Raw genomic sequence first — 22853 nt, forward strand, 5'->3', positions numbered from 1 at the left:
CCACCCCAGCACCGGGCGCGACCGCGAAAACCTCCGGTCAGGCGGCGACCGCGGTCCGCCGGTTCAGCGCCTTCTCCGCGAACGCCCCGAACGCCAGCCCCAGCGCCAGCCACAAAGTGGCCTGGGTGCCGACCGAGGCCGTCCGGAAGCTCCACAGCGTCGAGGCCGGGAACGTCTCCGGGACCTCGTCGACCACCGGCATCAGCCACGCCACGACACCGATCACGACGACGTAGCCCGCCGCGGCGAGCAGGAAGCCCGTCCAGGCGCCGAAGCGGTCCGCCAGCTTGCGGCCGAACACCGTCGCGAAGATGCCCACCAGCAGCGAGACCGCGACGAAACCGAAGTACAGCTCGGTCCGGGAACCGATCGTGCCCGCCCGGCCCACCGCCGGCGGGTTGGCCGGGTACTTCAGGAACGGCACCAGGAACACCACCGTGAACGCGCCCGCCGTGAGCAGCAGCGCCGTCACGCGGGGGCGCAGCGAGCCGAGCCGTCCTTGGGCGAACGCGAACGCCAGCGAAAGCAGGCCGCCGATCGCGACGCCGTAGACCAGCACGCCGGTCAGCAGGCCGAGCGTGCTCTGGATGTCGCGGGGGACCAGCTCTTCCTCTGCACCAGAGGTAGCGGGGTCGGCGGCGCCGTGCGAGTGCGCGTGGCCGCCGCCGGACTCCTCGAGGCCGATGGCCGCGTTCACCGACGGCTCGCCGAAGGCGTAGGCGAACCCGAACGCGAGCACACCGGCGATCAGGCCCGCGAGCATGCCGCGGACCAGCAGGGTCTTCATCATGGGAGTGCGTGCCCGCCGATCAGTGGCAGGGGAAGGCGAGCAGGTGCCGTCCGTCGTGCACGAACTCGTGGACGTAGTTGTTCGCGAAGACCGCGAACGCGCCCTGCTCGGCACTCACGAAGTACAGCGCGATCAGCGCGAGGAGCACCACGAACACCGCCCACGGCACGATCTCACGGATCGGGATGCGGATCGGGAGCGGAACGGCGGGAGCTGCCGTCTGGGTCATGCGTGGCCTCCTCGGGCTTTCGCGGCCTCATCGGGGTCGGTCACGAGGGTCCGGGTCTGGCTTCCCCCTGGTGGGGGTCACAGTGGCGCGACCGCGCGGACTTGCACCGCGTTCCGGAACTCCTCGTCTGGCCGGTTGAGCGTAGGTCCGCCGTTCCGGCCGCGTCAATGTGACAATGCCGCGGTGACTCGAATGGTGGCGGCCCTCGACGTGGGCGGGACGACGATCAAGGCGGCGCTGCTCGACGAGCAGCTCCAGCCCAAGGCGGCACTGCGCGCGGAGACGGCGCGCAGTGCGGACGGGACGGCGCTGGCCGCCCAGACCGTGGACATCGTGGCCGCGCTGGCCGAGCAGGCGGGCACCGGGCAGCCGGCGGCGGTCGGCGTGGTGGTGCCGGGGATCGTCGACGAGGAAACCCGCGTCTGCCACTTCTCGGCCAACCTCGACTGGCGCGAAGTCCGCTTCGGCGAACTCCTGGAAGAGCGGCTCGGCCTGCCGGTCGCCTTCGGGCACGACGTCACCGCGGGTGGCATCGCCGAGTTCCGGGTGGGGGCCGGCCGGGGCGCGACGAACGCCGCCTTCATCCCCGTCGGCACCGGCATCGCCGCCGCGCTGCTGCTCGACGGCCGGATCCACCGCGCGCACGGCCAGGCGGGCGAGGTCGGGCACATCGACGTCGGCCACGCCGGCAAGTGCGGCTGCGGTGCGACCGGCTGCCTGGAGGCCATCTCGTCGGCGGCCGCGATCGCCCGCCGCTACACCGAACGCACCGGGCGCCCGGCCGACGGTGCGCGCGAGGTCGTGGAGCTGGCGCGCCGCGGTGACGAGGTCGCGGTCGCCGTCGTCCAGGACGCGCTCGACGGGCTCGGCCACGGGATCCGGACGTTGCTGACCCTGCTCGGCCCGGAGGTGATCGTGCTGGGCGGCGGCTTGTTCACCGCGGCCGACTACGTGCTGGAGCCGGTGCGCGAGTGGCTGGCCGCGCACCTGACGTTCCAGCGGATGCCGGAGCTGCGGATCGCCGAGCTGGGCGACGAAGCCGGGCGGCTGGGCGCCGGCCTGCTGGCGTTCGACCTGCTCGGCGCCTGACGTCCGAAGGCCACCACCGGAGCCCGGTGGTGGCCTTCGTCCCCCCAGCTCAGAGTGACCGCAGGAACGCCAGCGACGGCATGAAGAAGTACTCGCCGCCGCGCAGCGTCACCGCCTGCGGCACCGGGTCGGCCGTGCGCCGGGCGGAGCCGCCCCAGTCCACGGTGTAGTCCGACGCACCGCGCACGCCTTGGCCGATCACCGGGTCCAGCCCCGGCGTGACGCCGTCGACGATCGGGAAGCCCGGGTTGTCCGCCCAGAGCGACTGCGTGAACTCGAACTGGTTGCCGAGTCGCGAGTTGAAGGCCATGAACAGCAGCCCGACCCCGCCGCTCGGCCGCGCCGCGGGCGGCACGTCGGCGTTCGGGTCGTCCGGGCGCTCCCCGTACGTGACGCCGCGGCGCGCCATCAGGTGCTTCCGCTCGCCGGCCGGGTCTTCGGCGCCGCCGGAGCCGCGCGGGTTCGTCTTGCGGATGTGCGCCTGGAACGGGCACTTCAGCGCGGCACGGTCGCTGTCGTAGGTGAAGTTGTTCGACACCGGGCTTTCCGCGCCGTCCTCACGCTGGGTGGTCAGCGGGGTGCCGTCCTCGAACCGGCCGATGATCATCGCCCCGGCGCGTTCCCGGTCTTCGCCGGTGAGGCCGAGCGTGTCGGCCAGATCCGCTTCGGCCTGCTTGAACCGCCGGACGTTCTGCTCCAATTTGCGGAAAACGAAATAGCTCCCGAAATGCACGCCGGGATCCGGCGCCGCCGTGTCGGGAACCAGGACCTGCTCGAGCGGCGCCGCCGGGTTCCACACATTGATGCCGTCGGTGTTGTTCTTCTCCGCGTCGACGTCTTCGCTCAGGAACAGCGGCTGGCTGCGGCCGTCGACGTACCCGAAGTGCTCGATGCCCTCGCCGCGCGCGTTGACCCGGCCGAGGCCGGTTTCCTCCGCGAGCACGGTGGCCGAATCCGGCAGCAGGCCGAGGATTTCGTTGCGGCGCGCGGTCATCGCCTTGTCGGTGGCGTCCCCGACGAGCACGACGGCGTGGATTTCCCCGCGGTAGCCCGGATCGAACGTCGAACGCGGCGGGTCGTTCAGCTGCCGCCGCGTCTCCGGCGCCGCCATCCCGCGCAGGAACGACGTGTCCTGCGGGAAGTTCTCGACGCCGAGAGCGCGGTAGCCGGCCGCGGTGAGCCCGACGCCGACGTACGGTGTGCTCGCGCCGGTGCCGGCCTTGAACGCGCTCACCTCGTCGAGGTGTGCCTTGGCGGACTTCATCTTCCCGGTGACCGACACCAGGAAGGCGCGCGCCTCGGCGGCATCGCCGAACGCGAGGAACAAAGCGGACAAATGGTCTCGGACGTGGGCCTTGAGGATGTTCGGCTGCAGTTCGCCGAGCATCGTCGCGGCATCGCCGGTCGCCGTGGTCCAGGACAGCGTGGTGGACAGATCGATACTCATCCGGGTCCCCTCCCGTGAAAAAAGCCCGCCTCTCGGCGGGCACCCGGTCGACCGGACTCCCCCCTCGGCCGACCGGGTCCCCTGAATACAAAGTGCAACACCGAAGGCGGTCGCTGCCACCCGATTGCCGGATTCACACGAAAGATTAAGTTGAGCGTGGAACAGTTTCCGGCCGAAAAGAAACCGGCTGGAAAAGGGGTCAGCCGAGGGTGGTGGTGGCCGCCATCAGTTCGGCCAATGCCTCGCCGACCAGGTCGGGGAAGGCTCGGTCGCTGCCCGGTTCGACCCAGCGGGCGAAGCCCGCGGAGAAGGCGAGCCCGCCGATCTCGGCGGCCAGCGTCGCCGTCGGGGCGGGGACTCCGCGGGCACGCAGCGCATCCGCCATCGCCGCCCGCAGGGTCGCCAGCTTGAGCAGTTCCCGCTCGCGCAGGTCGGTGTGGCCGGCGACCACCGCCCGGACCTGGCGGGCCCGGTCCCGCCGCTGCGGTCCCATGGCGGTCGTCGCGGCCGTGAGGGCGGCCGCGACCGCCTCGATCGGGGTGGCCGAGGCCGGGGCGGACGCGATCGCTTCGGAGAAGAGCCGGCTAAGGAGTTCCTGGCCCGCGAAGAGCACTTCGCGCTTGTCGCTGAAGTGGCGGAAGAAGGTCCGCTTCGTCAGCCCGGCCCGCTCCGCGATCTCGGCGACCGTCACGCTGTCGTACCCGCGCTCGCCGAACAGGTCGAGCGCGGCGTCGAGCAGGCGCTCACGCGTGTTCGGCTCCCAGCGGCTCATGCTCCCAGCCTAGGCGATGACACCTGGTGTCATCACGGTGCTATGGTGATGACACCAGGTGTCATCACGAACGGAGAAGCTCATGCGTGTGTTCGTCACCGGCGCGTCCGGCTGGATCGGCCGGGCCCTCGTGCCGGAACTCCTCGACGCGGGTCACGAGGTCGCCGGGCTGGCCAGGTCGGACGCGGGCGCCGCCGTCGTCACGGCCATGGGGGCCGACGTCCTCCGCGGCGACCTCACCGACCTCGCCGTCCTGAAGGAAGGCGCAGAGAGCGCCGACGGCGTCGTCCACCTCGCCTTCGGGCACGACTTCGGCCGGTTCGACGCCGCGATCCGGACCGACGCGGCCGCCGTCGAGGCGATGACCGCCGTCTCGGCGGGCAAGCCGTTCGTGGCTGCCTCGGGGACGCCGATGGTGCCCGGGCGCCCGGCGACCGAACGGGACGATTCCGTCTTCCCGGGCCCGGTCGCCGGCCGGGGAGACAACGCCAGGGCCGTCCTGAAGACGGTCGAGCAGGGAGTACGAGCATCGCTCGTCCGGCTGCCGCGCTCGGTCCACGGCGAGGGCGACGCCCACGGGCTCATCACGACCCTGGTCGCGCTCGGGCGCGAAAAGGGTGTCGCGGCGTACGTGGGCGATGGGACGCAGCGCTGGCCCGCGGTGCACGTCCTGGACGCCGCCCACCTGTTCCGGCTGGCGCTCGAACAGGCTCCGGCGGGAGCCGTGCTGCACGCGGTCGGCGACGAAGGCGTGCGGATCCGCGACGTCGCCGAAGTGATCGGCCGGCGCACCGGGTTGCCGGTCAAGTCCGTGACGGCCGAAGAGCTCGGCTTCCTCGGCGGCCTGCTGGCCCTCGACCAGCCGGCCTCCAGCGCACTGACGCAGGAGTCGCTCGGCTGGCGGCCCACGGGCCCGAGCCTGCTGGAGGACCTCGAAAAGGGTTACTACGGCTGAGAAGTGGAGCAGCGCCGGCGGAGGTGGCGACGTTGACACCTCCGCCGGCGCCGGGTCTTACGCGATCGGCCGGTCCGTCGGCGCGATCGGACGGGGCAGGACGTCGCGGCCGGTGAGGTAGGCGTCGACGCCGGCCGCGGCGCTGCGGCCTTCCGCGATCGCCCAGACGATCAGGGACTGGCCGCGGCCCATGTCACCGGCCACGAACACGTTGTCCAGGCTCGTCTTGAACGCCTTGTCGCGGGCCACGTTGCCCCGCGCGTCCAGCTCGACGCCCAGGTCCTCGAGCAGGCCCTGCTTCTGCGGCCCGAGGAAACCCATGGCCAGCAGGACGAGCTGCGCGGGCAGCTCGCGCTCCGAACCGGGAACGGGGACGAACTTGCCGCCCTCGTTGCGCACCTCGACCAGCTTCAACGCCCGGACGCGGCCGTCGGAGTCACCCAGGAACTCCTGCGTGTTGACCGCGTAGAGCCGCTCGCCGCCCTCTTCGTGCGCCGAGGACACCCGGTAGATCATCGGGTACGTCGGCCACGGGTGAGCGTCCGAGCGCGCCTCGGGCGGCTTCGGCATGATCTCCAGCTGCGTCACCGAGCGCGCGCCCTGGCGGTGCGACGTGCCGACGCAGTCCGCGCCGGTGTCGCCGCCGCCGATGACCACGACGTCCAGGCCCTTCGCGTCGAACGGGGAGACGTCGAGTTCGCCGGAAGCGACCCGGTTGGCCGGCGGCAGGAACTCCATCGCCTGGTGGATGCCGGCCAGCTCGCGGCCGGGGATCGGCAGGTCGCGCCAGTCGGTCGCGCCACCGGCCAGCACCACGGCGTCGTAGGCCAAGAGCTCGGAAACCGGCAGGTCCACGCCGACGTTCACCGACGTCCGGAACTCCGTCCCCTCGGCGCGCATCTGGTCGAGCCGCCGGTCGAGCCGGGACTTCTCCATCTTGAACTCGGGGATGCCGTAGCGCAGCAGCCCGCCGATCTTGTCGGCCCGCTCGAGGACCACCACGCTGTGGCCCGCGCGCGTGAGCTGCTGCGCCGCGGCGAGACCCGACGGGCCGGACCCGACGACCGCGACCTTCTTGCCGGTCTTCGTGACCGGCAGCACCGGTGTCACCCAGCCCTCGTCGAAGGCCCGGTCGATGATCGAGATCTCGACCCGCTTGATCGTCACGGGATCGTCGTTGATCCCGAGCACGCACGCGGTTTCGCACGGCGCCGGGCACAGCGTCCCGGTGAACTCCGGGAAGTTGTTGGTCGCGTGCAGCCGTTCGATGGCCTGCTGCCAGTCCTCGCGCCAGGTCAGCGTGTTCCACTCCGGGATGAGGTTCCCGAGCGGGCAGCCCTGGTGGCAGAACGGGATGCCGCAGTCCATGCACCGGCCGGCCTGCTTCTGCAGCTTCGTGGTGGCGAAGTCTTCGTAGACCTCCCGCCAGTCCATCAGCCGCAGGTCGACCGGACGCCGCTTCGGCTCTTCGCGGGTGGTGGTCAGAAAGCCCTTGGGGTCAGCCATGTGCGGCCTCCATGATCGCCTCGTTCACGTCGCGCCCGTCCCGTTCCGCCTGGACCTGGGCGGCGAGCACGCGCTTGTAGTCCTTCGGCATGACCTTCCCGAAGCGGTCGACGCCCGCGTCCCAGTCGGCCAGCAGTTCCCGCGCGACCGCGGATTCCGTTTCGTTGTAGTGCTTTTCCAGCGTCTCGCGCAGGAAGTCCGCGTCCTCGGAGTCGAGCGGGTCGAGGTCGACCATCTCCGGGTTGACGCGGTGCGCGGGCAGGTCCAGCACGTACGCGATGCCGCCGGACATGCCGGCCGCGAAGTTGCGCCCGATCGGGCCGAGCACGACCATCCGGCCGCCGGTCATGTACTCGCCGCCGTGGTCGCCGACGCCTTCGACGACGGCCAGCGCGCCCGAGTTGCGCACGCAGAACCGCTCGCCGACCTTGCCGCGGATGAAGATCTCGCCGCTGGTCGCGCCGTAGGCGATGACGTTGCCGGCGATGATGTGGTCCTCCGCGGCGATCCGCGCCTCCTTCGGCGGGCGCACGATCAGCCGGCCGCCGGAGAGGCCCTTGCCGACGTAGTCGTTGCCGTCGCCGTAGAGCCGCAGCGTGATGCCCTTGGGCACGAACGCGCCGAACGACTGGCCCGCGGTGCCGGTGAAGGTGACGTCGATGGTGTCGTCCGGCAGCCCTTCGCCGCCCCACCGCTTGGTCAGCTCGGACCCGAGCATGGTGCCGACGGTCCGGTTCACGTTGCGCACCGGCAGCTCCAGCCGCACCTTGTCGCCGGAGTTCAACGCGCCCTCGGCCAGCTGGATCAGCGTGTTGTCGAGCGCCTTCTCCAGGCCGTGGTCCTGCTGCGTCTGCTGCAGCCGCAGCCCGGCCGGGGCCGTGTCCGGCACGTGGAAGATCGGCGACAGGTCGAGCCCGGACGCCTTCCAGTGCTCGATCGCCTTGCGCTTGTCGAGGAACTCGGCGTGGCCCACGGCCTCGGCGATCGACCGGAAGCCGAGCGCCGCCAGGTACTCGCGCACCTCCTGGGCGATGAACTCGAAGAAGTTGACGACGTACTCTGCCTTGCCGCTGAACTTCTCGCGCAGCTTCGGGTTCTGCGTCGCGACCCCGACGGGACACGTGTCGAGGTGGCAGACGCGCATCATGATGCAGCCCGACACCACCAGCGGCGCGGTCGCGAAGCCGAACTCCTCGGCACCGAGCAGCGCCGCGACGATGACGTCGCGGCCGGTCTTGAGCTGGCCGTCGGTCTGCACCACGATCCGGTCGCGCAGCCGGTTGACCAGCAGCGTCTGCTGCGTCTCGGCCAGGCCGAGCTCCCACGGGCCGCCGGCGTGCTTGATCGACGACAGCGGCGACGCACCCGTCCCGCCGTCGTGGCCCGAGATGAGCACGACGTCGGCGTGGGCCTTGGAGACACCGGCGGCGACCGTGCCGACGCCGACCTCGGACACGAGCTTCACGTGGATGCGCGCGTTCGGGTTGGCGTTCTTGAGGTCGTGGATCAGCTGCGCCAGGTCCTCGATCGAGTAGATGTCGTGGTGCGGCGGCGGCGAAATGAGCCCGACGCCCGGCGTGGAGAACCGCGTCTTCGCGATCCACGGGTACACCTTCGCACCGGGCAGCTGACCGCCTTCGCCCGGCTTCGCGCCCTGCGCCATCTTGATCTGGATGTCGTCGGCGTTGACGAGGTACTCGCTCGTGACGCCGAACCGCCCCGAAGCGACCTGCTTGACCGCCGACCGACGCTCCGGGTCGTAGAGCCGTTCGGCGTCTTCGCCGCCCTCGCCGGTGTTCGACTTGCCGCCGAGGCGGTTCATCGCGATGGCCAGGGTCTGGTGCATCTCCATCGAGATCGAGCCGTAGGAGATCGCGCCGGTGGCGAACCGCTTGACGATCGACGAAACCGGCTCGACCTCTTCGATCGGCACCGGCGGCCGCTGGCCGTACTTGAAGTCGAACAGCCCGCGCAGCGTCAGCAGCTTCTCGGCCTGGTCGTCGACGGCCTTCGTGTACTCCTTGAAGATCTCGTACTTGCCGGACCGCGTGGAGTGCTGGAGCTTGAACACCGTCTGCGGGTTGAACAGGTGCGGCTCGCCTTCGCGGCGCCACTGGTAGTCCGCGCCGGTCTCGAGTTCGCGGTGCGGCGCATGGAATCCGTCGGCGGGGTAGGCGTACTTGTGCCGCTTGGCGACCTCGTCGGCGAGGGTGTCGAAGCCGACGCCGCCGAGCCGGGACGTCGTGCCGGTGAAGCAGTTCTCGATGACCTCTTCGCCGAGCCCGATCGCTTCGAAGATCTGCGCGCCGGTGTAGGACGCGACCGTCGAAACGCCCATCTTGGACATCGTCTTGCGGACGCCCTTGCCGAGCGCCTTGATCAGGTTGTACGTCGCTTCCTTCGGCGTCACCCCGGGGATCAGGCCGCGGTGGGCCATCTCCTCGACGGTCGCCATCGCCAGGTACGGGTTCACCGCGGCGACGCCGTAGCCGATGAGCAGCGCGATGTGGTGCACCTCGCGCGCGTCGCCGGCCTCGACGATGAGGCCGACCTGCGTGCGCGTCTTCTCGCGGACGAGGTGGTGGTGCACCGCCCCGGTCAGCAGCAGCGACGGGATCGGCGCGTGGTGCTCGTCGACGCCGCGGTCGGACAGCACGATCAGCCGGGCGCCGTCCTCGATCGCCTCGGACACCTCGGCGCGGATCTCGTCGAGGCGCTTGACCAGCGCGTCGCCGCCGCCGTGGACGTTGTACCGGCCGAGCACGGTGACGGCCTGGAACTCCGGCAGGTCGCCGTCGTCGTTGACGTGCACCAGCTTGGCGAGCTGGTCGTTGTCGAGCACCGGGAACGGCAGCACGATCCGGCGGCAGCTGGCCGCGTTGCCCTCCAGCAGGTTCGGCTCGGCGCCGAGCTGGGTGCCGAGCGCGGTGACGAGCTCCTCGCGGATGGCGTCCAGCGGCGGGTTCGTGACCTGCGCGAACAGCTGGGTGAAGTAGTCGAACAGCAGCCGCGGCCTGCTCGAGAGGGGAGCGAGCGGCGAGTCGTTGCCCATCGAGCCGATCGGCTCCGCGCCGGTGCGGGCCATCGGCTCGAGGATGGCCTCGAGCTCCTCCTCGGTGTAGCCGAACGCCTGCTGGCGGCGCACGAGGGCGGCGTGCAGCGGGACCTCGCGGTCGCGCTCCGGCAGGTCCTCCAGGTGCACGAGACCGGCGTCGACCCACTCGTCGTACGGGTGGGCGGTGGCCAGTTCGGTCTTGACCTCTTCGTCCTCGATGATCCGGCCTTCGACGGTGTCCACGAGGAACATCCGGCCGGGTTCGAGGCGTCCCTTCCGGACGATCGTCGCCGGGTCGATGTCGAGCACGCCGACCTCGGAGGCGAGCACGACGAGGCCGTCGTCGGTCACCCAGTAGCGGCCGGGGCGCAGGCCGTTGCGGTCCAGGACCGCGCCGATCTGGCTGCCGTCGGTGAAGGCGACCAGCGCCGGGCCGTCCCACGGCTCCATCAGCGTGGAGTGGAACTCGTAGAACGCGCGCCGCGCGGGGTCCATCTCCTGGTGGTTCTCCCAGGCCTCCGGGATCATCATCAGGACGGCGTGGGGCAGCGAGCGGCCGCCGAGGTGGAGCAGCTCCAGGACCTCGTCGAAGCTCGCCGAGTCGCTGGCGCCGCGGGTGATCACCGGGTAGACGCGCTTGAGGTCGCCCGGGATCAGGTCGGTCTCCAGCAGCGCCTCGCGGGCGTCCATCCAGTTGCGGTTGCCGCGCAACGTGTTGATCTCGCCGTTGTGCGCCACGTACCGGTACGGGTGGGCCAGCGGCCACGACGGGAACGTGTTGGTGGAGAAGCGGGAGTGCACCAGGCCGATGGCGCTCGTCACGCGTTCGTCGGTCAGGTCGGCGAAGAAGCGCTCGACCTGCGGCTCGGTGAGCATTCCTTTGTAGACGATCGTGCGCGAGGACAGCGACGGGAAGTACACGTCGTCTTCGACGAGCTCGTGCTCGGCCCGCTTGCGGACGCAGAAGGCGCTGCGCTCGATGTGCAGCGGGTCCGAGTGCTCCGGCTTCGGGCGGCGCGCGGCGAGGAACAGCTGCGTGAAGTGCGGCATGGTCTCGGCCGCCGTCGGCCCGCAGTGCTCGGTGTGCACCGGCAGCTCGCGCCAGCCGAGGACGCGCATGTCCTCCTCGGCGGCGATGCGCTCGATGGTCGTCATGGCCCGGCCGCGGCGCTTTTCGTCCTGCGGCAGGAAAGCCGTCCCGACCGCGTAGGTGCCCGGCTCGGGGAGCTCGAAGTCCACCACCTCGCGGTAGAACTCGTCCGGGACCTGGATCAGCAGGCCGGCGCCGTCGCCGGTGTCCGGTTCGGCGCCGCGAGCCCCGCGATGTTCCAGGTTGCGCAACGCGACCAGGGCCTTGGCGACGATCGCATGATCTCGGCGCCCGGTCAGGTCGGCGACGAAGGCGACGCCGCAGGCGTCGTGTTCGTAGTCGCTCCGGTAGAGGCCCGCGGCCTCGGCGTTGCTGAGCTGCTCCCCGGACGGGGGCAGGGAACTGGCACGGTGGGTCACGGCTGGCCGCCTCCCAAGGCGTTGGCGCGACCGGTACGCACTCCATCGAGTGGTTCTTGCTGAACCGGTTAACGAAGTGGTCCGGGACCGCGATGGTCAGTCGAGAACGGTTGCGTTGTCGAGTGCAAGATGGCCGCGAGGGACCGGCCGGGCGCCGCTGCGTTTGCTTGGTGACGCCGGAAACCGGACGCGGATCATCTGGGAGGCCGCACAACACTGGGCAGCCGAACATGTCGGGTGCTGCGTGCGCGCACAGAACGGCCACTGTGGTGGGGGCCGTCCGGAGCGCGCGGTGTTACTCCCGGGTTCGCCGGGTCTTATGACGATAGTGTGAATTCGCTGTTATCGACATACGTCGTTGCGCCCGGGTGGGAAATGCCACGCTTGCGTTGACGTCCACGGGGGTAGTCCCATATGCCGGGCTGGATCTCCCGCACAGCGGGCAACAACCGCGCTGACCTGCGGAAATGTCCGTCCGAAGTGGCCTGGGGCGACTGGTGTGGTGCCCGGGCGGGGTGGGAAGCTGGGGGCATGGCGGACTCCTCCGATGACTGATCGTTATCTCTCCGTGGCTCGCGAAGGCGTCCACGAGATCGAGATCAAGCGTTCCCGCTTCCTCTGCGCGCTCGCTCCGGTGGCGTCGGAAGAGGCCGCGCGCGCGTTCATCGCGGCCCGCCGCCGCGCGGATCCGGGTGCGCGGCACCACTGCCACGCCTTCGTTTTGGGGCCGGATGGGCGAACCCGGCGGTCCAGTGACGACGGTGAGCCGGCGGGCACCGCGGGCACGCCGATGCTGGAAGTGCTGCGCCGCCGCGAGCTGACCGACACGGTCGCGGTGGTGACGCGCTACTTCGGCGGAGTCCTGCTGGGGGCGGGTGGTTTGATCCGGGCGTACGGTCAGTCCGTTTCGGACGCTCTGGAAGTTGTTGGTGTACTAGAACACCGGCGTCTCAGTCTGGTCGAGGTGTCGGTGAGCTACGACCGCGCGGGCCGGCTGGAGAACGACCTGCGCGCATCTTCCTACGTGCTCCACGCCACTCGTTTCGACGAACTGGCCCGCTTCGAAGTCGGCCTGGCCCCCGGTGGGGAAGAGGCGTTCACCGGCTGGCTCGCCGACCTGACCAACGGCGAAGCGCAGACGACCGCGCTCGGCGACCGCTGGGTGGTCCACCGGGGCTGAGTGGTCCGGTCCCGGGATCGGTTGGCGCGCAACGGAACTTTCGGAGCTTCCGCGAGCGGACCCCGCCGTGGCACCATGTCGTGCCACCGAGTTCCGGTACCACTTCGATCCCTTGACGTTGTCAGCGCGGCAGTTGCCGGGTTGACAACGTTGTCATCACGCCCGACAACGATGTCGCCCGGCGGAAGTGCGTGCGACGAGGAGAGGAAGGGTCATGTCCAGACCATTGGCCGGCCGGGTGTGCGCGGCCGCGCTCGCCGCGGTTCTGCTGGGGGCGGGACTCGCCGCCCCGGCCGCCGGCGCCGCGACGCTCGCCCTCACCCAGTACGTGAATCCCTTCATCGGCACCGACAACAGCAACTCGCCGAACCCGGTGCCCGGCGGCGCCGGCGGCAGCACCTACCCCGGTGCGGTCGTGCCGTTCGGCATGGTGCAGTTCAGCCCCGACACCCCGACCGCGTCGCCGTCCGGCTACCGCTACGGCGACACGAGCATCGAGGAGTTCAGCCTCACCCACTTCAACGGCGCCGGCTGCGCCAACAACGAAGACCTCGGCCTGCTGCCGATCACCGGGGCGATCGGCACTTCGCCCGGCACCGGCTGGACCGGGTACGCGGGCCGCTACGCCAAGGCGAACGAGTCCGCCGCGCCCGGCTACTACAAGAACAAGCTCGACACCTACAACACCACCGTCGAGCTGTCCGCCACGCAGCGGTCCGGCTTCATGAAGCTGACCTACCCCGCCACGACGTCCGCGCGGCTGCTGGTCAACACCAGCCGCAGCGCCACCGGCAGCCGCAGCGGGTCGATCGGCATCAGCGGCAGCCAGCTCACCGGTTCGGTGACCGGCGGCGGGTTCTGCGGCTCGTCGAAGACCTACCAGATCTTCTACGTCATCCAGTTCGACCGCGCGCCCAGCGGATTCGGCACCTGGCTCGGCGGCACGGTGAGCGCCGGGTCGTCGAGCACCAGCGGCACGAACTCCGGCGGGTACGTCACCTTCGACACCTCGAGCAACCCGACCGTCCAGGCGAAGGTCGGCATCTCCTTCGTCAGCCTGGCCAACGCGCAGGCGAACCTCGCGGCCGAAAACCCCGGCTTCGACTTCGCCGGGATCCGCGGCGCGGCCGACACGAGCTGGAACAACGTCCTGAACCGCGTCCAGGTGACCGGCGGGGCCGCCGCCGACCTGCAGAAGTTCTACACGGCGCTGTACCACGTCTTCCAGAACCCGAACATCGCCAGCGACACGAACGGCCAGTACCGCGGGTTCGACCAGGCGGTGCACACCGCGTCCCACACCGTCTACCAGAACTACTCCGGCTGGGACATCTACCGCTCGTGGGCCGCGCTGATCGGGCTCGTCGCGCCGAACGAAGCGAGCGACATCGCGAAGTCGATGGTGCTCGACGGCCAGCAGGGCGGCTTGCTGCCCAAGTGGTCGCACAACAGCAACGAGCACTTCGTGATGACCGGTGACCCCGGGCCGATCATCGTCGGCAGCATGTACGCTTTCGGGGTCCGCGGCTTCGACACCGCGGCGGCGCTGACGCTGATGGACAAGAGCGCGAGCGGCGGCACCACGCAGGGCCAGGCCATCCGCGGCCGGGAAAGCGGCTACCTCAGCCGGCACTACGTCTACGAGGACCCGTCCGACTCGCTCGAGTACTCGGCGTCCGACTTCGCGGTCGCGCAGTTCGCGAAGGCGCTCGGCGACACCACGAAGTACAGCACCTACATGCAGCGCGCCCAGTGGTGGCAGAACGTGTTCGGCACCGATTCGGGCTACGTCCAGCCGCGCGGCAGCACCGGCACCTGGGCGTGGCCGGTCGTGCCGTCAAGCAACAGCGGTTACACCGAGGGCAACCCGTCGCAGTACACCTGGATGGTGCCCTACAACTACCAGGGCGTGATCAACCTGATGGGGGGCCGCCAGACCGCCGTCCAGCGGCTGGACCACCACTTCACCCAGCTCAACGGCGGGCTCACCCAGCCGTACTTCTACATCGGCAATGAGCCCGAGCACGGCGTGCCGTGGGCGTACAACTACGCGGCGCACCCGGAGGGCACCAGCTCGGCGGTGCGGCGCGTGATGAACGAGTCGTTCACCACCGGCCCGGGCGGCCTGCCCGGCAACGACGACCTCGGCGCCACCTCGGCGTGGTACGTCTTCGCCGCGCTGGGGATGTACCCGGCGACACCGGGTGCGGACGTCCTCGCCCTGCACGGCCCGCTGTTCCCGGCGGCGTCGATCATCCGGCCGTCCGGGACGATCCAGATCACCGGCAGCGGGGCGGGCCAGGGCGCCCAGTACGTGCAGAGCGTGAGCGTCAACGGCACGTCGACCACCAAGTCGTGGATCCGCTACGGCGACATCGCGGGCGCGTCGACGCTGAGTTACGCGATGGGCTCGTCGCCGAGCGCGTGGGGCACGAACCCCTCCGACGTGCCGCCGTCGTACAACGACGGGTTCACGCCGCCCGCCGCCGCACCTGAGCTGGGGACGAACCTGGCGCTGGGCAAGCCGGCCACGGGCTCGGCGAGCTGCAACTCGGCCGAGTCCGCGGACAAAGCCGTCGACGGCAGCCTGGCGAACAACAGCAAGTTCTGCACCGCCGCGGCGACCAAGTACCTGCAGGTCGACCTCGGGTCGGCGCAGAACGTGTCCTCGTTCGTGGTCAAGCACGCCGGCCTCGGCGGCGAGACCACGGGCTGGAACACCGGCGCCTTCACCATCCAGACGTCGACCGACGGCTCGACGTGGACGACGGTCGCCTCGGTGACCGGGTCGCGGGCGAGCCGCACGTACCACCCGATCACCACCCGCTCGGCCCGGTACGTGAAGCTGAACGTCACCACGCCGGCCAACGACGGCAACGGTGCGTCGCGGATCTACGAGTTCGAGGTCTACCGCTGACCGGGAGGCTCGTGGGCGCCGGACGCGGCGCTCGCGAGCCACTCCTCGCGGGTGATGCCGTACTCGACTTCGCCGTGTTCGCTGCCCGGCGCGCGTTCGTGCTCCGGGAACTCCTCGAAGTAGGTCCGGATGAACCGCATCCCCAGTTTCTCCATGACGCGGCGTGAGGCCTTGTTCACCGTCATGGTGAAGGCACTCACCCGGCTGACCCCCAGTTCGGTGAACCCCTTCGCGAGCAGTGCCGCGGAGCCCTCGGTGCCGTAGCCCTTGCCCCACGCCTTCCGGTGCAGCCGGTAGCCGAGCTCGGGCTCGTCCGGCGGGTCGCCCGGGCGCGGGCGGAAATGGAACCACCCCAGGAAGTCACCGGTGCTCTTTTCGATCGCCGCCCAGAACCCGTAACCGGGGAAACGCTCGTAGTAACCGAGGAACGCGGGGAGATCCAGTTCGACGATCTCGGCGCGGTCCGCCGGCTGTCCCCCATTGAGGTACTTCATCACGGCCGGGTCGTCGTAGAGCTCGAAGAGCGCGTCGGCGTCGTTCTCGGTGAACCGGCGGAGGATCAGCCGCTCGGTTTCGAGGAATACGTGCATCGGGTGATGCTGGCAGTGACCCCAGAGTGTGGCAACGTGTTTACGCCGCGGTGGCGAAAACCTCGCCCAGTGCCCGCGAACCGGCGTCGGTGAGCAGCGCGGGAACGCGCTCGCCGCACTTGCCGGGGTGCGCGGGCGCGATCAGCCCGAGCCGTGCGAGCCGGTGCACGGTGGACTGGTCGCAGCAGCTCAGGCCGTCGATGAAGAGGTCGGGCTCGCAGCTGCAGCTGATCTCGGCGTGACCCCCGGCCACGGCTCTCAACGTGGCCCGCTCGCGGTGGTTCAATTCGGTGGTCATGGCGGCGCCTCCTTCCCGTCGCGCTCATTAGACGCCCCGCCACCGACAGTTTCCGCCTCCGAGCGTGCGAACCCGGGTATTTCAAGGGTGCACGTAAGGGTGGCGTGTCGCGCCGATCCGGGCTGAACCCCGGGTACCCCTAGGGGAGCGGTTCAAGCGTGGTCTTCCGCAGGTGCCGGAAAACGATCGACGTGCGGAACCCATTCGATCAGGAAATCGTCGTTGCCTGCCGTCACTTCCGGGAGTTCGGCGATCGACCGCTGGAAGGAATCGATCACGGCCCGGCTCAGCGGCCGCAGCTGCGCCGTGACGAGCGCCCGGGCGCCGCGGTTGAGGCGGCTCGGCTCGTCGTGAGCGGAATGCGGGTGCCGACCCCGCCTCACCCCTCAGGACCGGTGGGCGCGGAGGGCGGCGAAGACATCGGGTGAGGTGGTGCACTCGCCGAGGCGGACCGGCTTGCGGTCGCCGTGGAAGTCGCTCGACCCGGTGACGAGCAACCCCAGGTCCGCGGCCACGGCCCGGAGCCGCTCGCGGACCTCCGGTGGCTGCTCGGGGTGGTCGGCTTCGATTCCGGCCAGCCCGGCTTCACCGAGCGCCGCCAGTTGCGCGTCGGAGACCGACGCGCGGCGTTTGGCCGAACGCGGGTGGGCCAGCACCGCGACCCCGCCGGCCGCCCGGACCAGCGCGATCGCGTCCACCGCCGGCAGGACGTGCTTGGGCACGTCCGCGCGGCCGCCGTCGGCGATCCAGTCGGCGGTGAAGGCGTCGGTGATGCCCACGGCGGCCAACGCCGCGGCGATGTGCGGGCGGCCGAGCGGCGCACCCGCGGCGATCGCGCGCACCTGTGTGAGGGTGATCGGGGCGCCCAGCTCGCGGCAGCGCTCGACCATCCGCTCCCCGCGGCGGTTCCGGTCGGTGCGGATCAGCTCCAGCTCGGCGGCCAGCGGCTCGTGCCCGGGAGCGACGAACAGCCCCAGCAAGTGCACTTCGGCGTCGTCGAGCCGGCACGAGATCTCGACGCCCGGGACGAGCTCGACCTCGGTGGCGGCCGCGGAAGCCGCGGCCAGACCCGCGAAGGTGTCGTGGTCGGTGAGTGCGAGCACCGTCAGTCCGGCCTCGGCGGCCAGCCCCGGCAGGTCGGCGGGCGGCGTCGTCCCGTCGGAGGCCGTGCTGTGCGCGTGCAGGTCGATCGTCATGCCGCGGATCGTCGCACGGGTTCGGCACGGGGTGGCCCGGTCGTCTTGAATGGGGACGTGGAGATCCTCACCGACGCCGCCACGCTCGCGCTGTACACGACCGACGCGTCCAACTACCGCCACGTACCCCGCGGCGTGGTGCTGCCGCGGACGGTCGACGACGTCGTCGCGGCGGTCGCGGCCGCGCGCGATCGTGACCTGCCGGTGATCGCCCGTGGCGGCGGCACGAGCGTGGCCGGGAACGCGTGCGGGCCGGGGCTGGTGATCGACACCTCGCGCCACCTCGGCGGGGTGCTCTCCCTGGACCCGTCCACGCGGCTCGCGCGGGTCCTGCCCGGCACGGTGCTCGACGACCTGCAGGCGGTCGCGGCCCCGCACGGGCTGCGGTTCGGCCCGGACCCGTCGACGCACAGCCGGTGCACGCTCGGCGGGATGATCGGCAACAACGCGTGCGGCTCGCACTCGGTGGCGTGGGGGCGCACGGTCGACGTCGTCCGCTCCCTGGAAGTGCTGCTTTACGACGGCACGCGGCTGCGCGTGGGGCCGGACGAGCCCGCCGAGGGCCGGATCTTCGACCAGCTGCGCGCGCTGGTGGGCGAGAACCTGGCGCTGCTGCGCAAGGAACTTTCGACGTGGCCGCGTCGCGTGTCGGGTTACGGGCTGGAACACCTGCTGCCGGAGAACGGCTTCGACGTCGCCAAGGCGCTCGTCGGGTCCGAAGGCACCTGCGTGACCGTCCTGGAGGCGACGGTTTCGCTCGCCGAGCCGCCGGACCGCAAGGTGCTGGCCGTGCTGGGCTTTCCGTCGGACATCGCGGCGGCGGACGCGGTGCCGTCGATCCTGCCGTGGTCGCCGCTGACCGTCGAAGGCGTGGACGCCGAGCTGGTCGCGATGCTGCCGGGGCGGGTCGGCGAGCTGCCACCGGGCGGGGCGTGGCTGTTCGTCGAGCTCGCCGGCGACGACCCGGCTTCGCGGGCGCGGGAGCTGGCCGCGTCGCTCGATCTGACGGGTTTCGCGATCCTCGACGACCCGGCCGCGCAACGCCGGCTGTGGCGCATCCGCGAGGAAGGCGCCGGGCTCGCGACGCGGCTCGCCGACGGCTCGGAGGCCTGGCCGGGCTGGGAGGACGCCGCCGTCCCGCCCGAGCGGCTCGGGGCGTACCTGCGCGAGTTCAAGGAACTCATGCGCGCGCACGGGCGCCGCAGCGTCGTCTACGGCCACTACGGCGAAGGCTGCCTGCACCTGCGGCTGGACTTCGACCTGCTGTCCGCGGGCGGGGTCGCGGACTTCCGGCGGTTCCTCGAGGAGGCGGCGGACCTCGTCGCGGCCCACGGCGGCTCGCTGTCCGGCGAGCACGGCGACGGCCAGGCGCGTTCGGAGCTGCTGTCCCGGATGTACAGCCCGGAGATGCTCGAGGTCTTCGCGCGGTTCAAGGCGATCTTCGACCCGGCCGGGCGGATGAACCCGGGCATCCTGGTGGCGCCGCGGCCGCTCGACGCGGACCTGCGCGTCCGGCCGACGTCCAAGTCCTTCGAGGACAGGGTGTTCCTCGGCTACCCGGAGGACCGCGGGAGTTTCGGCCAGGCGATGCGGCGGTGCGTCGGCGTGGGGAAGTGCCGCAACACCGGCGGCGGCGGCGTGATGTGCCCGAGCTACCGGGCCACCCGCGAGGAACGGCACTCCACGCGCGGCCGGGCGCACCTGCTCGCCGAGATGATCAACGGCGAAGTGATCGAGGACGGCTGGCGCTCGGCCGAGGTGCGCGACGCCCTGGACTTGTGCCTGTCCTGCAAGGGCTGTCTCTCCGACTGCCCGGTCGACGTCGACATGGCCACGTACAAGGCCGAGTTCCTGCACCAGCACTACCGGCGGCGGCTGCGCCCGGCGTCGCACTACTCGATGGGCTGGCTGCCGCTGTGGCTGCGGATCAGCGCTGCGGCTCCGCGCCTGGCCAATCTCGTGGGACGGTCTCGGCTGGCGGGCCTGGTGAAACGGCTCGGTGGCATCGCGCCCGAACGCTCGCTGCCGGCTTTTGCGCCTGCTCCTTTCACGTCCTCGCGCGCCGATCTTCGGCGCCGGGCGTCAGGGGAGCGTCGCGTGGTGCTGTGGCCGGATTCGTTCAACAACTACCTGACGCCGTCGGTGCTCGACGCCGCGCACGAGGTGCTCACCGCGGCGGGCTACGACGTCGTCCTGCCGGACCGCGGTGTCTGCTGTGGACTGACGTGGGTGTCGACGGGCCAGCTCGGCGTCGCCCGGCGAGTCCTGGACCGGACGCTGTCCGTGCTGGCGCCGTACCTGGAGGACGGCTACGAGGTTGCGGGCCTGGAGCCGAGCTGCACGGCGCTGTTCCGCGGGGACCTGCCCGCGCTGATGCCGGGCGACGCACGTGCTTCGCTGCTGGCTTCGCGGACGTTCACGTTCGCCGAGCTGCTCGAGCGGGCACCGATCCCGTTCGCGGCGCTCGACGTCGACGCGATCACGCAGGTGCACTGCCACCAGCACGCGGTCCTCGGCTTCGGCGCCGACGAGGCCGCGCTGACGGCCGCGGGCGTCCGGAACACCACCCTCGATTCGGGGTGCTGCGGCCTGGCGGGCAACTTCGGCTTCGAGCGCGGCCACTACGAGGTGTCGAAGGCGGTGGCGGAGGACCGGATGCTGCCTGCCATCCGCGCGGCGGCCCCGGACACGGTGGTGGTGTCGGACGGCTTCAGCTGCCGGACGCAGATCGCCCAGGAGTCGGGGCGGACGCCGGTGCACCTGGCGGAGCTGCTGCGGCGGGCCCTGCGGTGATCACTCGGCGCGCTCCAGCAGCGTGCGGACGGCGGTGAGGACGAGGCGGACGATGTCATCGGGGTCGGCGTCGACGAGCGGCTGCCTGCCGGTGAGCTCGCGGACCACCCCGATCCCCATCAGCCAGGCCAGCGCGAGGTCGGCGCGCAGTTCGGCGTCCGGGGCGTCGGTCAGCGTGGCCAGGATCCTGGCGTACTCGTCGCCGATCTCCTGGCGCAGCACCGCCCCGACGTCGCCGCTGCCGGACGAGCGCAGGTACGTCTCCAGAGTCCGGTTCCGGTCGCCGCCCGGCTCGAGCATGCTGCGCAGCGACGCGCTGAACAGCCGCTCCGGCGGGTGGGCCTCCAGGTGCTCGCGCCCGCTGCGGGCGATGACCTCTTCGAACAGCGCTTCCTTGCTGCCGAAGTAGCGGAAGAGCAGCGCCTGGTTGACCCCGGCCAGGTCGGCGATGTCCCGCACGGTCGTCCGGTCGAACCCGCGCTCGGCGAACAGCTTCGCACCGGCGTCGAGCAGCGCCTGCCGCGTCGCGGCCGCGTCCCGCCGCCGGCCAGGCTGCTCGCTCATCGAAGCAGGTTAACCGGCAAACCGGACGCGGCGCGACAGACCCTAGGCGCCGGAGAGGCGGATCGCGGCGGCCGGGCAGGTCAATTCCGCCTGCCGGACCGCCGCCTCCTCGCCGGACGGCGGCTCCTCGGCGAGGAGGACGACCGTGCCGTCGTCCTCGTTCTGGTCGAAAGTCTCCGGTGCCAGCAGCACGCACTGGCCGGACGAGACGCAGCTGCCCGTGTCGACGGTGACCTTCATCGGCTCACCACTCCACCGGAACGCGCTCGACACCGCCGGCGACGCGGTTCTTGCGGACCGGGATCTCGTCGATCCCGACGGCGAGCCGCAGGCCGGGGAAGCGGCGGAACAGCTTGGGGAACACCGTGCGCAGCTCGGTGCGGGCGAGGTTGGCGCCGATGCAGACGTGGGCGCCGGTGCCGAAGGCGAGGTGCACGTTCGGCGTCCGGTCCGGGTCGAACCCGTCCGGGTCGGCGAACACCGACGCGTCCCGGTTGGCCGCGTCGCGGGAGATCAGCACGGCGTCGCCGCGCAGGATCCGGGTCCCGGCGATCTCGACGTCTTCGTGCGCGTACCGCAGCAGGCCGGTGCCGCTGGTCGCGGTCAGCCGCAGGATCTCCTCGACGGTCCTGTCGACCTGGCCTTCGGGGTCGGCGGCGAAGCGGTCTCGGCGGGCGGTGTCGCTGAGCAGGAACAGCGTGCCAACCGCGATCCGCGTGGACGTCGTCTCGTGACCGGCGAACAGCAGCCCGGCGCTCAGCCGCGCGAGGTCTTCGTCGGTGAAGGCCGGGTCCTCGGCCTGGTAGGCGACCATGTCGGAGATGACGTCGGGCTGCGGGTCGGCGCGCTTGGCGTCGGCCAGCTTCGCCATGTAGGCCATGAACTCCGCCATGGCGGCCTGGGCGTCTTCGCCGCCGTCCATCCGGGCGATCCGCTCGGACAGCCCGCGGAAGTGCTCGCGGTCGGCGTACGGCACGCCGAGCAGCTCGCAGATCACCAGCACCGGCAGGGGGAAAGCGAGCACTTCGGCCAGGTCGACGGGCCCGTCTTCCCGTGCGGCGGCCATGTCGTCGAGGCAGCGGTCGGTCAGCTCGGCGATCCGGTCGCCGAGGGCCCGCATGCGGGGCGCGGAGAACGCGGGCGCCAGCATCCGGCGCATCCGCTTGTGGTCGCGCTCTTCGGTGTCGAAGTCGCCGCTCGGGCCGTCCTGCAGTGCCGCGTGGGAAACCCGCGACGCCTCTTCGGGTTTCGGGTGGGACCGGCCGAAGCGGCGGTCGCGGAAGACCTCTTTGGCTTCCTCGTACGAGGTGATGAGCCACGCCGGGTCGCCGGCGGGGGTGAGCACCCGGCTCACCGGCGACTGCTGCCGCAGCAGCGCGAACTCCGGGGCGATCGCCAGCGCGTCCGCCTGGGTGAAGGGGAGGCGAGGCGTCTCTTCGGTGGTGGTCATGCGTCTTCCCTCGGATCGGTGGTGAGGTCGGCGAGCCAGCGGAGTTCGGCGTCGAACTTCCCGAGCACGTGCCGCAGCGCGGCGCGGCTCCACGGGTCGGCCTGCCCAGCGGCGAGCGCCTCGAGCCGGGCCTGCTCGGCCGCCAGCGCCTTCTTGCGGACGTCGAGCACCCGCGTTCTTTCCTCCGGGCGCAGCCAGGCGAAGTTCCCCACGCGGGCGAGGAACTCCGGCTCGTTGAGCGCCAGGTCGGCCGGGAAGTCCGCGAGCAGGTCGTGCAGCAGCTCCCGCCCGACTTCGGTGATCGTGTAGACGTGCCGCGGCGGTTTGGCCTCCTGCTCCTCGGCGCTGCGGCTCACCGCGCCCGCGTCGACGAAGCGCCGCAGGGTCGGGTAGAGCGAGTTGTTCGACAGGGTGTGACCCGTCGACGCCTCCACCGCCTTGCGCAGTTCGTAGCCGTGCATCGGCTCGACGGCCAGCTTCGACAGCAGAAGGATCTCGATCCACACCTAGGTC

At 71.0% G+C, this 22853-nt stretch carries 19 protein-coding genes; 5 read left to right on the forward strand and 14 right to left on the reverse strand.

What is annotated here, in order from left to right; all coding sequences use genetic code 11:
* Positions 1–37 precede the first annotated feature (37 nt).
* The gene (locus ACWEGE_RS35165) at positions 38–790 is read right to left on the reverse strand and encodes a CbtA family protein (protein ID WP_449664785.1); all 753 of its coding nucleotides are present in this window, start codon (positions 788–790) and stop codon (positions 38–40) included.
* 19 nt (positions 791–809) lie between these two features.
* Positions 810–1019 carry a CbtB domain-containing protein gene (locus tag ACWEGE_RS35170; protein WP_091316769.1) on the reverse strand — a complete coding sequence of 70 codons (210 nt, stop codon included), beginning with the start codon at positions 1017–1019 and terminating at the stop codon, positions 810–812.
* 192 nt (positions 1020–1211) lie between these two features.
* Here ACWEGE_RS35170 and ACWEGE_RS35175 point away from each other — a divergent pair, with 192 nt between their 5' ends.
* The gene (locus tag ACWEGE_RS35175) at positions 1212–2108 is read left to right on the forward strand and encodes an ROK family protein (RefSeq protein WP_449664819.1); all 897 of its coding nucleotides are present in this window, start codon (positions 1212–1214) and stop codon (positions 2106–2108) included.
* Positions 2109–2157: 49 nt separating this feature from the next.
* Here the strand turns inward: ACWEGE_RS35175 and ACWEGE_RS35180 are convergent, their stop codons facing one another.
* Positions 2158–3555 (reverse strand): Dyp-type peroxidase, encoded by a 1398-nt coding sequence (locus tag ACWEGE_RS35180; protein WP_449664786.1) that lies wholly within the window; start codon positions 3553–3555, stop codon positions 2158–2160.
* A gap of 199 nt (positions 3556–3754) precedes the next feature.
* Positions 3755–4327, reverse strand: a complete 573-nt coding sequence (locus tag ACWEGE_RS35185) for a TetR/AcrR family transcriptional regulator (RefSeq protein WP_449664787.1) — start codon at positions 4325–4327, stop codon at positions 3755–3757.
* A gap of 82 nt (positions 4328–4409) precedes the next feature.
* On the opposite strand from ACWEGE_RS35185, the gene ACWEGE_RS35190 reads away from it, so the two are divergent.
* The gene (locus tag ACWEGE_RS35190; protein ID WP_449664788.1) at positions 4410–5282 is read left to right on the forward strand and encodes an SDR family oxidoreductase; all 873 of its coding nucleotides are present in this window, start codon (positions 4410–4412) and stop codon (positions 5280–5282) included.
* Between the two features lie 57 nt (positions 5283–5339).
* Here ACWEGE_RS35190 and ACWEGE_RS35195 read toward each other — a convergent pair whose 3' ends face one another.
* A complete protein-coding gene (locus ACWEGE_RS35195) occupies positions 5340–6788 on the reverse strand; it encodes a glutamate synthase subunit beta (protein ID WP_449664789.1) in 1449 nt (482 codons plus the stop codon).
* Positions 6781–11352 carry a glutamate synthase large subunit gene (gltB, locus tag ACWEGE_RS35200; protein ID WP_449664790.1) on the reverse strand — a complete coding sequence of 1524 codons (4572 nt, stop codon included), beginning with the start codon at positions 11350–11352 and terminating at the stop codon, positions 6781–6783. Before gltB ends, ACWEGE_RS35195 begins: the two co-directional genes overlap by 8 nt.
* Before the next feature lie 547 nt (positions 11353–11899).
* Between gltB and ACWEGE_RS35205 the strand changes: the two genes are divergently transcribed.
* Together ACWEGE_RS35205 and ACWEGE_RS35210 are read left to right on the forward strand one after the other, a co-directional pair.
* Positions 11900–12532: a YigZ family protein gene (locus ACWEGE_RS35205; RefSeq protein ID WP_449664791.1), complete on the forward strand. Its 633-nt coding sequence runs from the start codon at positions 11900–11902 to the stop codon at positions 12530–12532.
* Between the two features lie 214 nt (positions 12533–12746).
* Entirely contained in the window at positions 12747–15449 is a 2703-nt protein-coding gene (locus ACWEGE_RS35210) for a GH92 family glycosyl hydrolase (RefSeq protein ID WP_449664792.1), read from the forward strand.
* Here the strand turns inward: ACWEGE_RS35210 and ACWEGE_RS35215 are convergent.
* The 4 genes from ACWEGE_RS35215 to ACWEGE_RS35230 all read right to left on the reverse strand — a co-directional run bounded on the left by ACWEGE_RS35215 (position 15440) and on the right by ACWEGE_RS35230 (position 17533).
* Entirely contained in the window at positions 15440–16039 is a 600-nt protein-coding gene (locus ACWEGE_RS35215) for a GNAT family N-acetyltransferase (RefSeq protein ID WP_449664793.1), read from the reverse strand. The genes ACWEGE_RS35210 and ACWEGE_RS35215 overlap by 10 nt on opposite strands.
* Before the next feature lie 40 nt (positions 16040–16079).
* Positions 16080–16337, reverse strand: coding sequence for a hypothetical protein (locus ACWEGE_RS35220; RefSeq protein WP_449664794.1), 258 nt, complete (start codon positions 16335–16337; stop codon positions 16080–16082).
* 152 nt (positions 16338–16489) lie between these two features.
* Entirely contained in the window at positions 16490–16615 is a 126-nt protein-coding gene (locus ACWEGE_RS35225; RefSeq protein ID WP_449664795.1) for a hypothetical protein, read from the reverse strand.
* Positions 16616–16723: 108 nt separating this feature from the next.
* Positions 16724–17533 carry a PHP domain-containing protein gene (locus ACWEGE_RS35230; protein WP_449664796.1) on the reverse strand — a complete coding sequence of 270 codons (810 nt, stop codon included), beginning with the start codon at positions 17531–17533 and terminating at the stop codon, positions 16724–16726.
* Between the two features lie 57 nt (positions 17534–17590).
* On the opposite strand from ACWEGE_RS35230, the gene ACWEGE_RS35235 reads away from it, so the two are divergent.
* A complete protein-coding gene (locus ACWEGE_RS35235) occupies positions 17591–20326 on the forward strand; it encodes an FAD-binding and (Fe-S)-binding domain-containing protein (RefSeq protein ID WP_449664797.1) in 2736 nt (911 codons plus the stop codon).
* Here ACWEGE_RS35235 and ACWEGE_RS35240 read toward each other — a convergent pair whose 3' ends face one another.
* Genes ACWEGE_RS35240 through ACWEGE_RS35255 form a run of 4 tightly spaced genes read right to left on the reverse strand, consistent with a single transcriptional unit; the run spans position 20327 to position 22846 of the window.
* Positions 20327–20890 carry a TetR family transcriptional regulator gene (locus ACWEGE_RS35240; RefSeq protein ID WP_449664798.1) on the reverse strand — a complete coding sequence of 188 codons (564 nt, stop codon included), beginning with the start codon at positions 20888–20890 and terminating at the stop codon, positions 20327–20329.
* A gap of 42 nt (positions 20891–20932) precedes the next feature.
* Positions 20933–21130, reverse strand: a complete 198-nt coding sequence (locus tag ACWEGE_RS35245) for a ferredoxin (protein ID WP_449664799.1) — start codon at positions 21128–21130, stop codon at positions 20933–20935.
* 4 nt (positions 21131–21134) lie between these two features.
* Positions 21135–22340 carry a cytochrome P450 gene (locus tag ACWEGE_RS35250; RefSeq protein WP_449664800.1) on the reverse strand — a complete coding sequence of 402 codons (1206 nt, stop codon included), beginning with the start codon at positions 22338–22340 and terminating at the stop codon, positions 21135–21137.
* On the reverse strand, positions 22337–22846 hold the full coding sequence (locus tag ACWEGE_RS35255; RefSeq protein ID WP_449664801.1) for a PadR family transcriptional regulator: 510 nt from the start codon (positions 22844–22846) through the stop codon (positions 22337–22339). Before ACWEGE_RS35255 ends, ACWEGE_RS35250 begins: the two co-directional genes overlap by 4 nt.
* Positions 22847–22853 lie beyond the last annotated feature (7 nt).

The organism is Amycolatopsis sp. NPDC004747, assembly GCF_053601335.1.

What these genes read in the sequence shown, in the direction of transcription:
- ACWEGE_RS35165 (WP_449664785.1), bottom strand. Translation starts at nt 790, where the DNA reads ATGATGAAGACCCTGCTGGTCCGCGGCATGCTCGCGGGCCTGATCGCC.
- ACWEGE_RS35170 (WP_091316769.1), bottom strand. Translation starts at nt 1,019, where the DNA reads ATGACCCAGACGGCAGCTCCCGCCGTTCCGCTCCCGATCCGCATCCCG.
- ACWEGE_RS35175 (WP_449664819.1), top strand. Translation starts at nt 1,212, where the DNA reads ATGGTGGCGGCCCTCGACGTGGGCGGGACGACGATCAAGGCGGCGCTG.
- ACWEGE_RS35180 (WP_449664786.1), bottom strand. Translation starts at nt 3,555, where the DNA reads ATGAGTATCGATCTGTCCACCACGCTGTCCTGGACCACGGCGACCGGC.
- ACWEGE_RS35185 (WP_449664787.1), bottom strand. Translation starts at nt 4,327, where the DNA reads ATGAGCCGCTGGGAGCCGAACACGCGTGAGCGCCTGCTCGACGCCGCG.
- ACWEGE_RS35190 (WP_449664788.1), top strand. Translation starts at nt 4,410, where the DNA reads ATGCGTGTGTTCGTCACCGGCGCGTCCGGCTGGATCGGCCGGGCCCTC.
- ACWEGE_RS35195 (WP_449664789.1), bottom strand. Translation starts at nt 6,788, where the DNA reads ATGGCTGACCCCAAGGGCTTTCTGACCACCACCCGCGAAGAGCCGAAG.
- ACWEGE_RS35205 (WP_449664791.1), top strand. Translation starts at nt 11,900, where the DNA reads ATGACTGATCGTTATCTCTCCGTGGCTCGCGAAGGCGTCCACGAGATC.
- ACWEGE_RS35210 (WP_449664792.1), top strand. Translation starts at nt 12,747, where the DNA reads ATGTCCAGACCATTGGCCGGCCGGGTGTGCGCGGCCGCGCTCGCCGCG.
- ACWEGE_RS35215 (WP_449664793.1), bottom strand. Translation starts at nt 16,039, where the DNA reads ATGCACGTATTCCTCGAAACCGAGCGGCTGATCCTCCGCCGGTTCACC.
- ACWEGE_RS35220 (WP_449664794.1), bottom strand. Translation starts at nt 16,337, where the DNA reads ATGACCACCGAATTGAACCACCGCGAGCGGGCCACGTTGAGAGCCGTG.
- ACWEGE_RS35230 (WP_449664796.1), bottom strand. Translation starts at nt 17,533, where the DNA reads ATGACGATCGACCTGCACGCGCACAGCACGGCCTCCGACGGGACGACG.
- ACWEGE_RS35240 (WP_449664798.1), bottom strand. Translation starts at nt 20,890, where the DNA reads ATGAGCGAGCAGCCTGGCCGGCGGCGGGACGCGGCCGCGACGCGGCAG.
- ACWEGE_RS35245 (WP_449664799.1), bottom strand. Translation starts at nt 21,130, where the DNA reads ATGAAGGTCACCGTCGACACGGGCAGCTGCGTCTCGTCCGGCCAGTGC.
- ACWEGE_RS35250 (WP_449664800.1), bottom strand. Translation starts at nt 22,340, where the DNA reads ATGACCACCACCGAAGAGACGCCTCGCCTCCCCTTCACCCAGGCGGAC.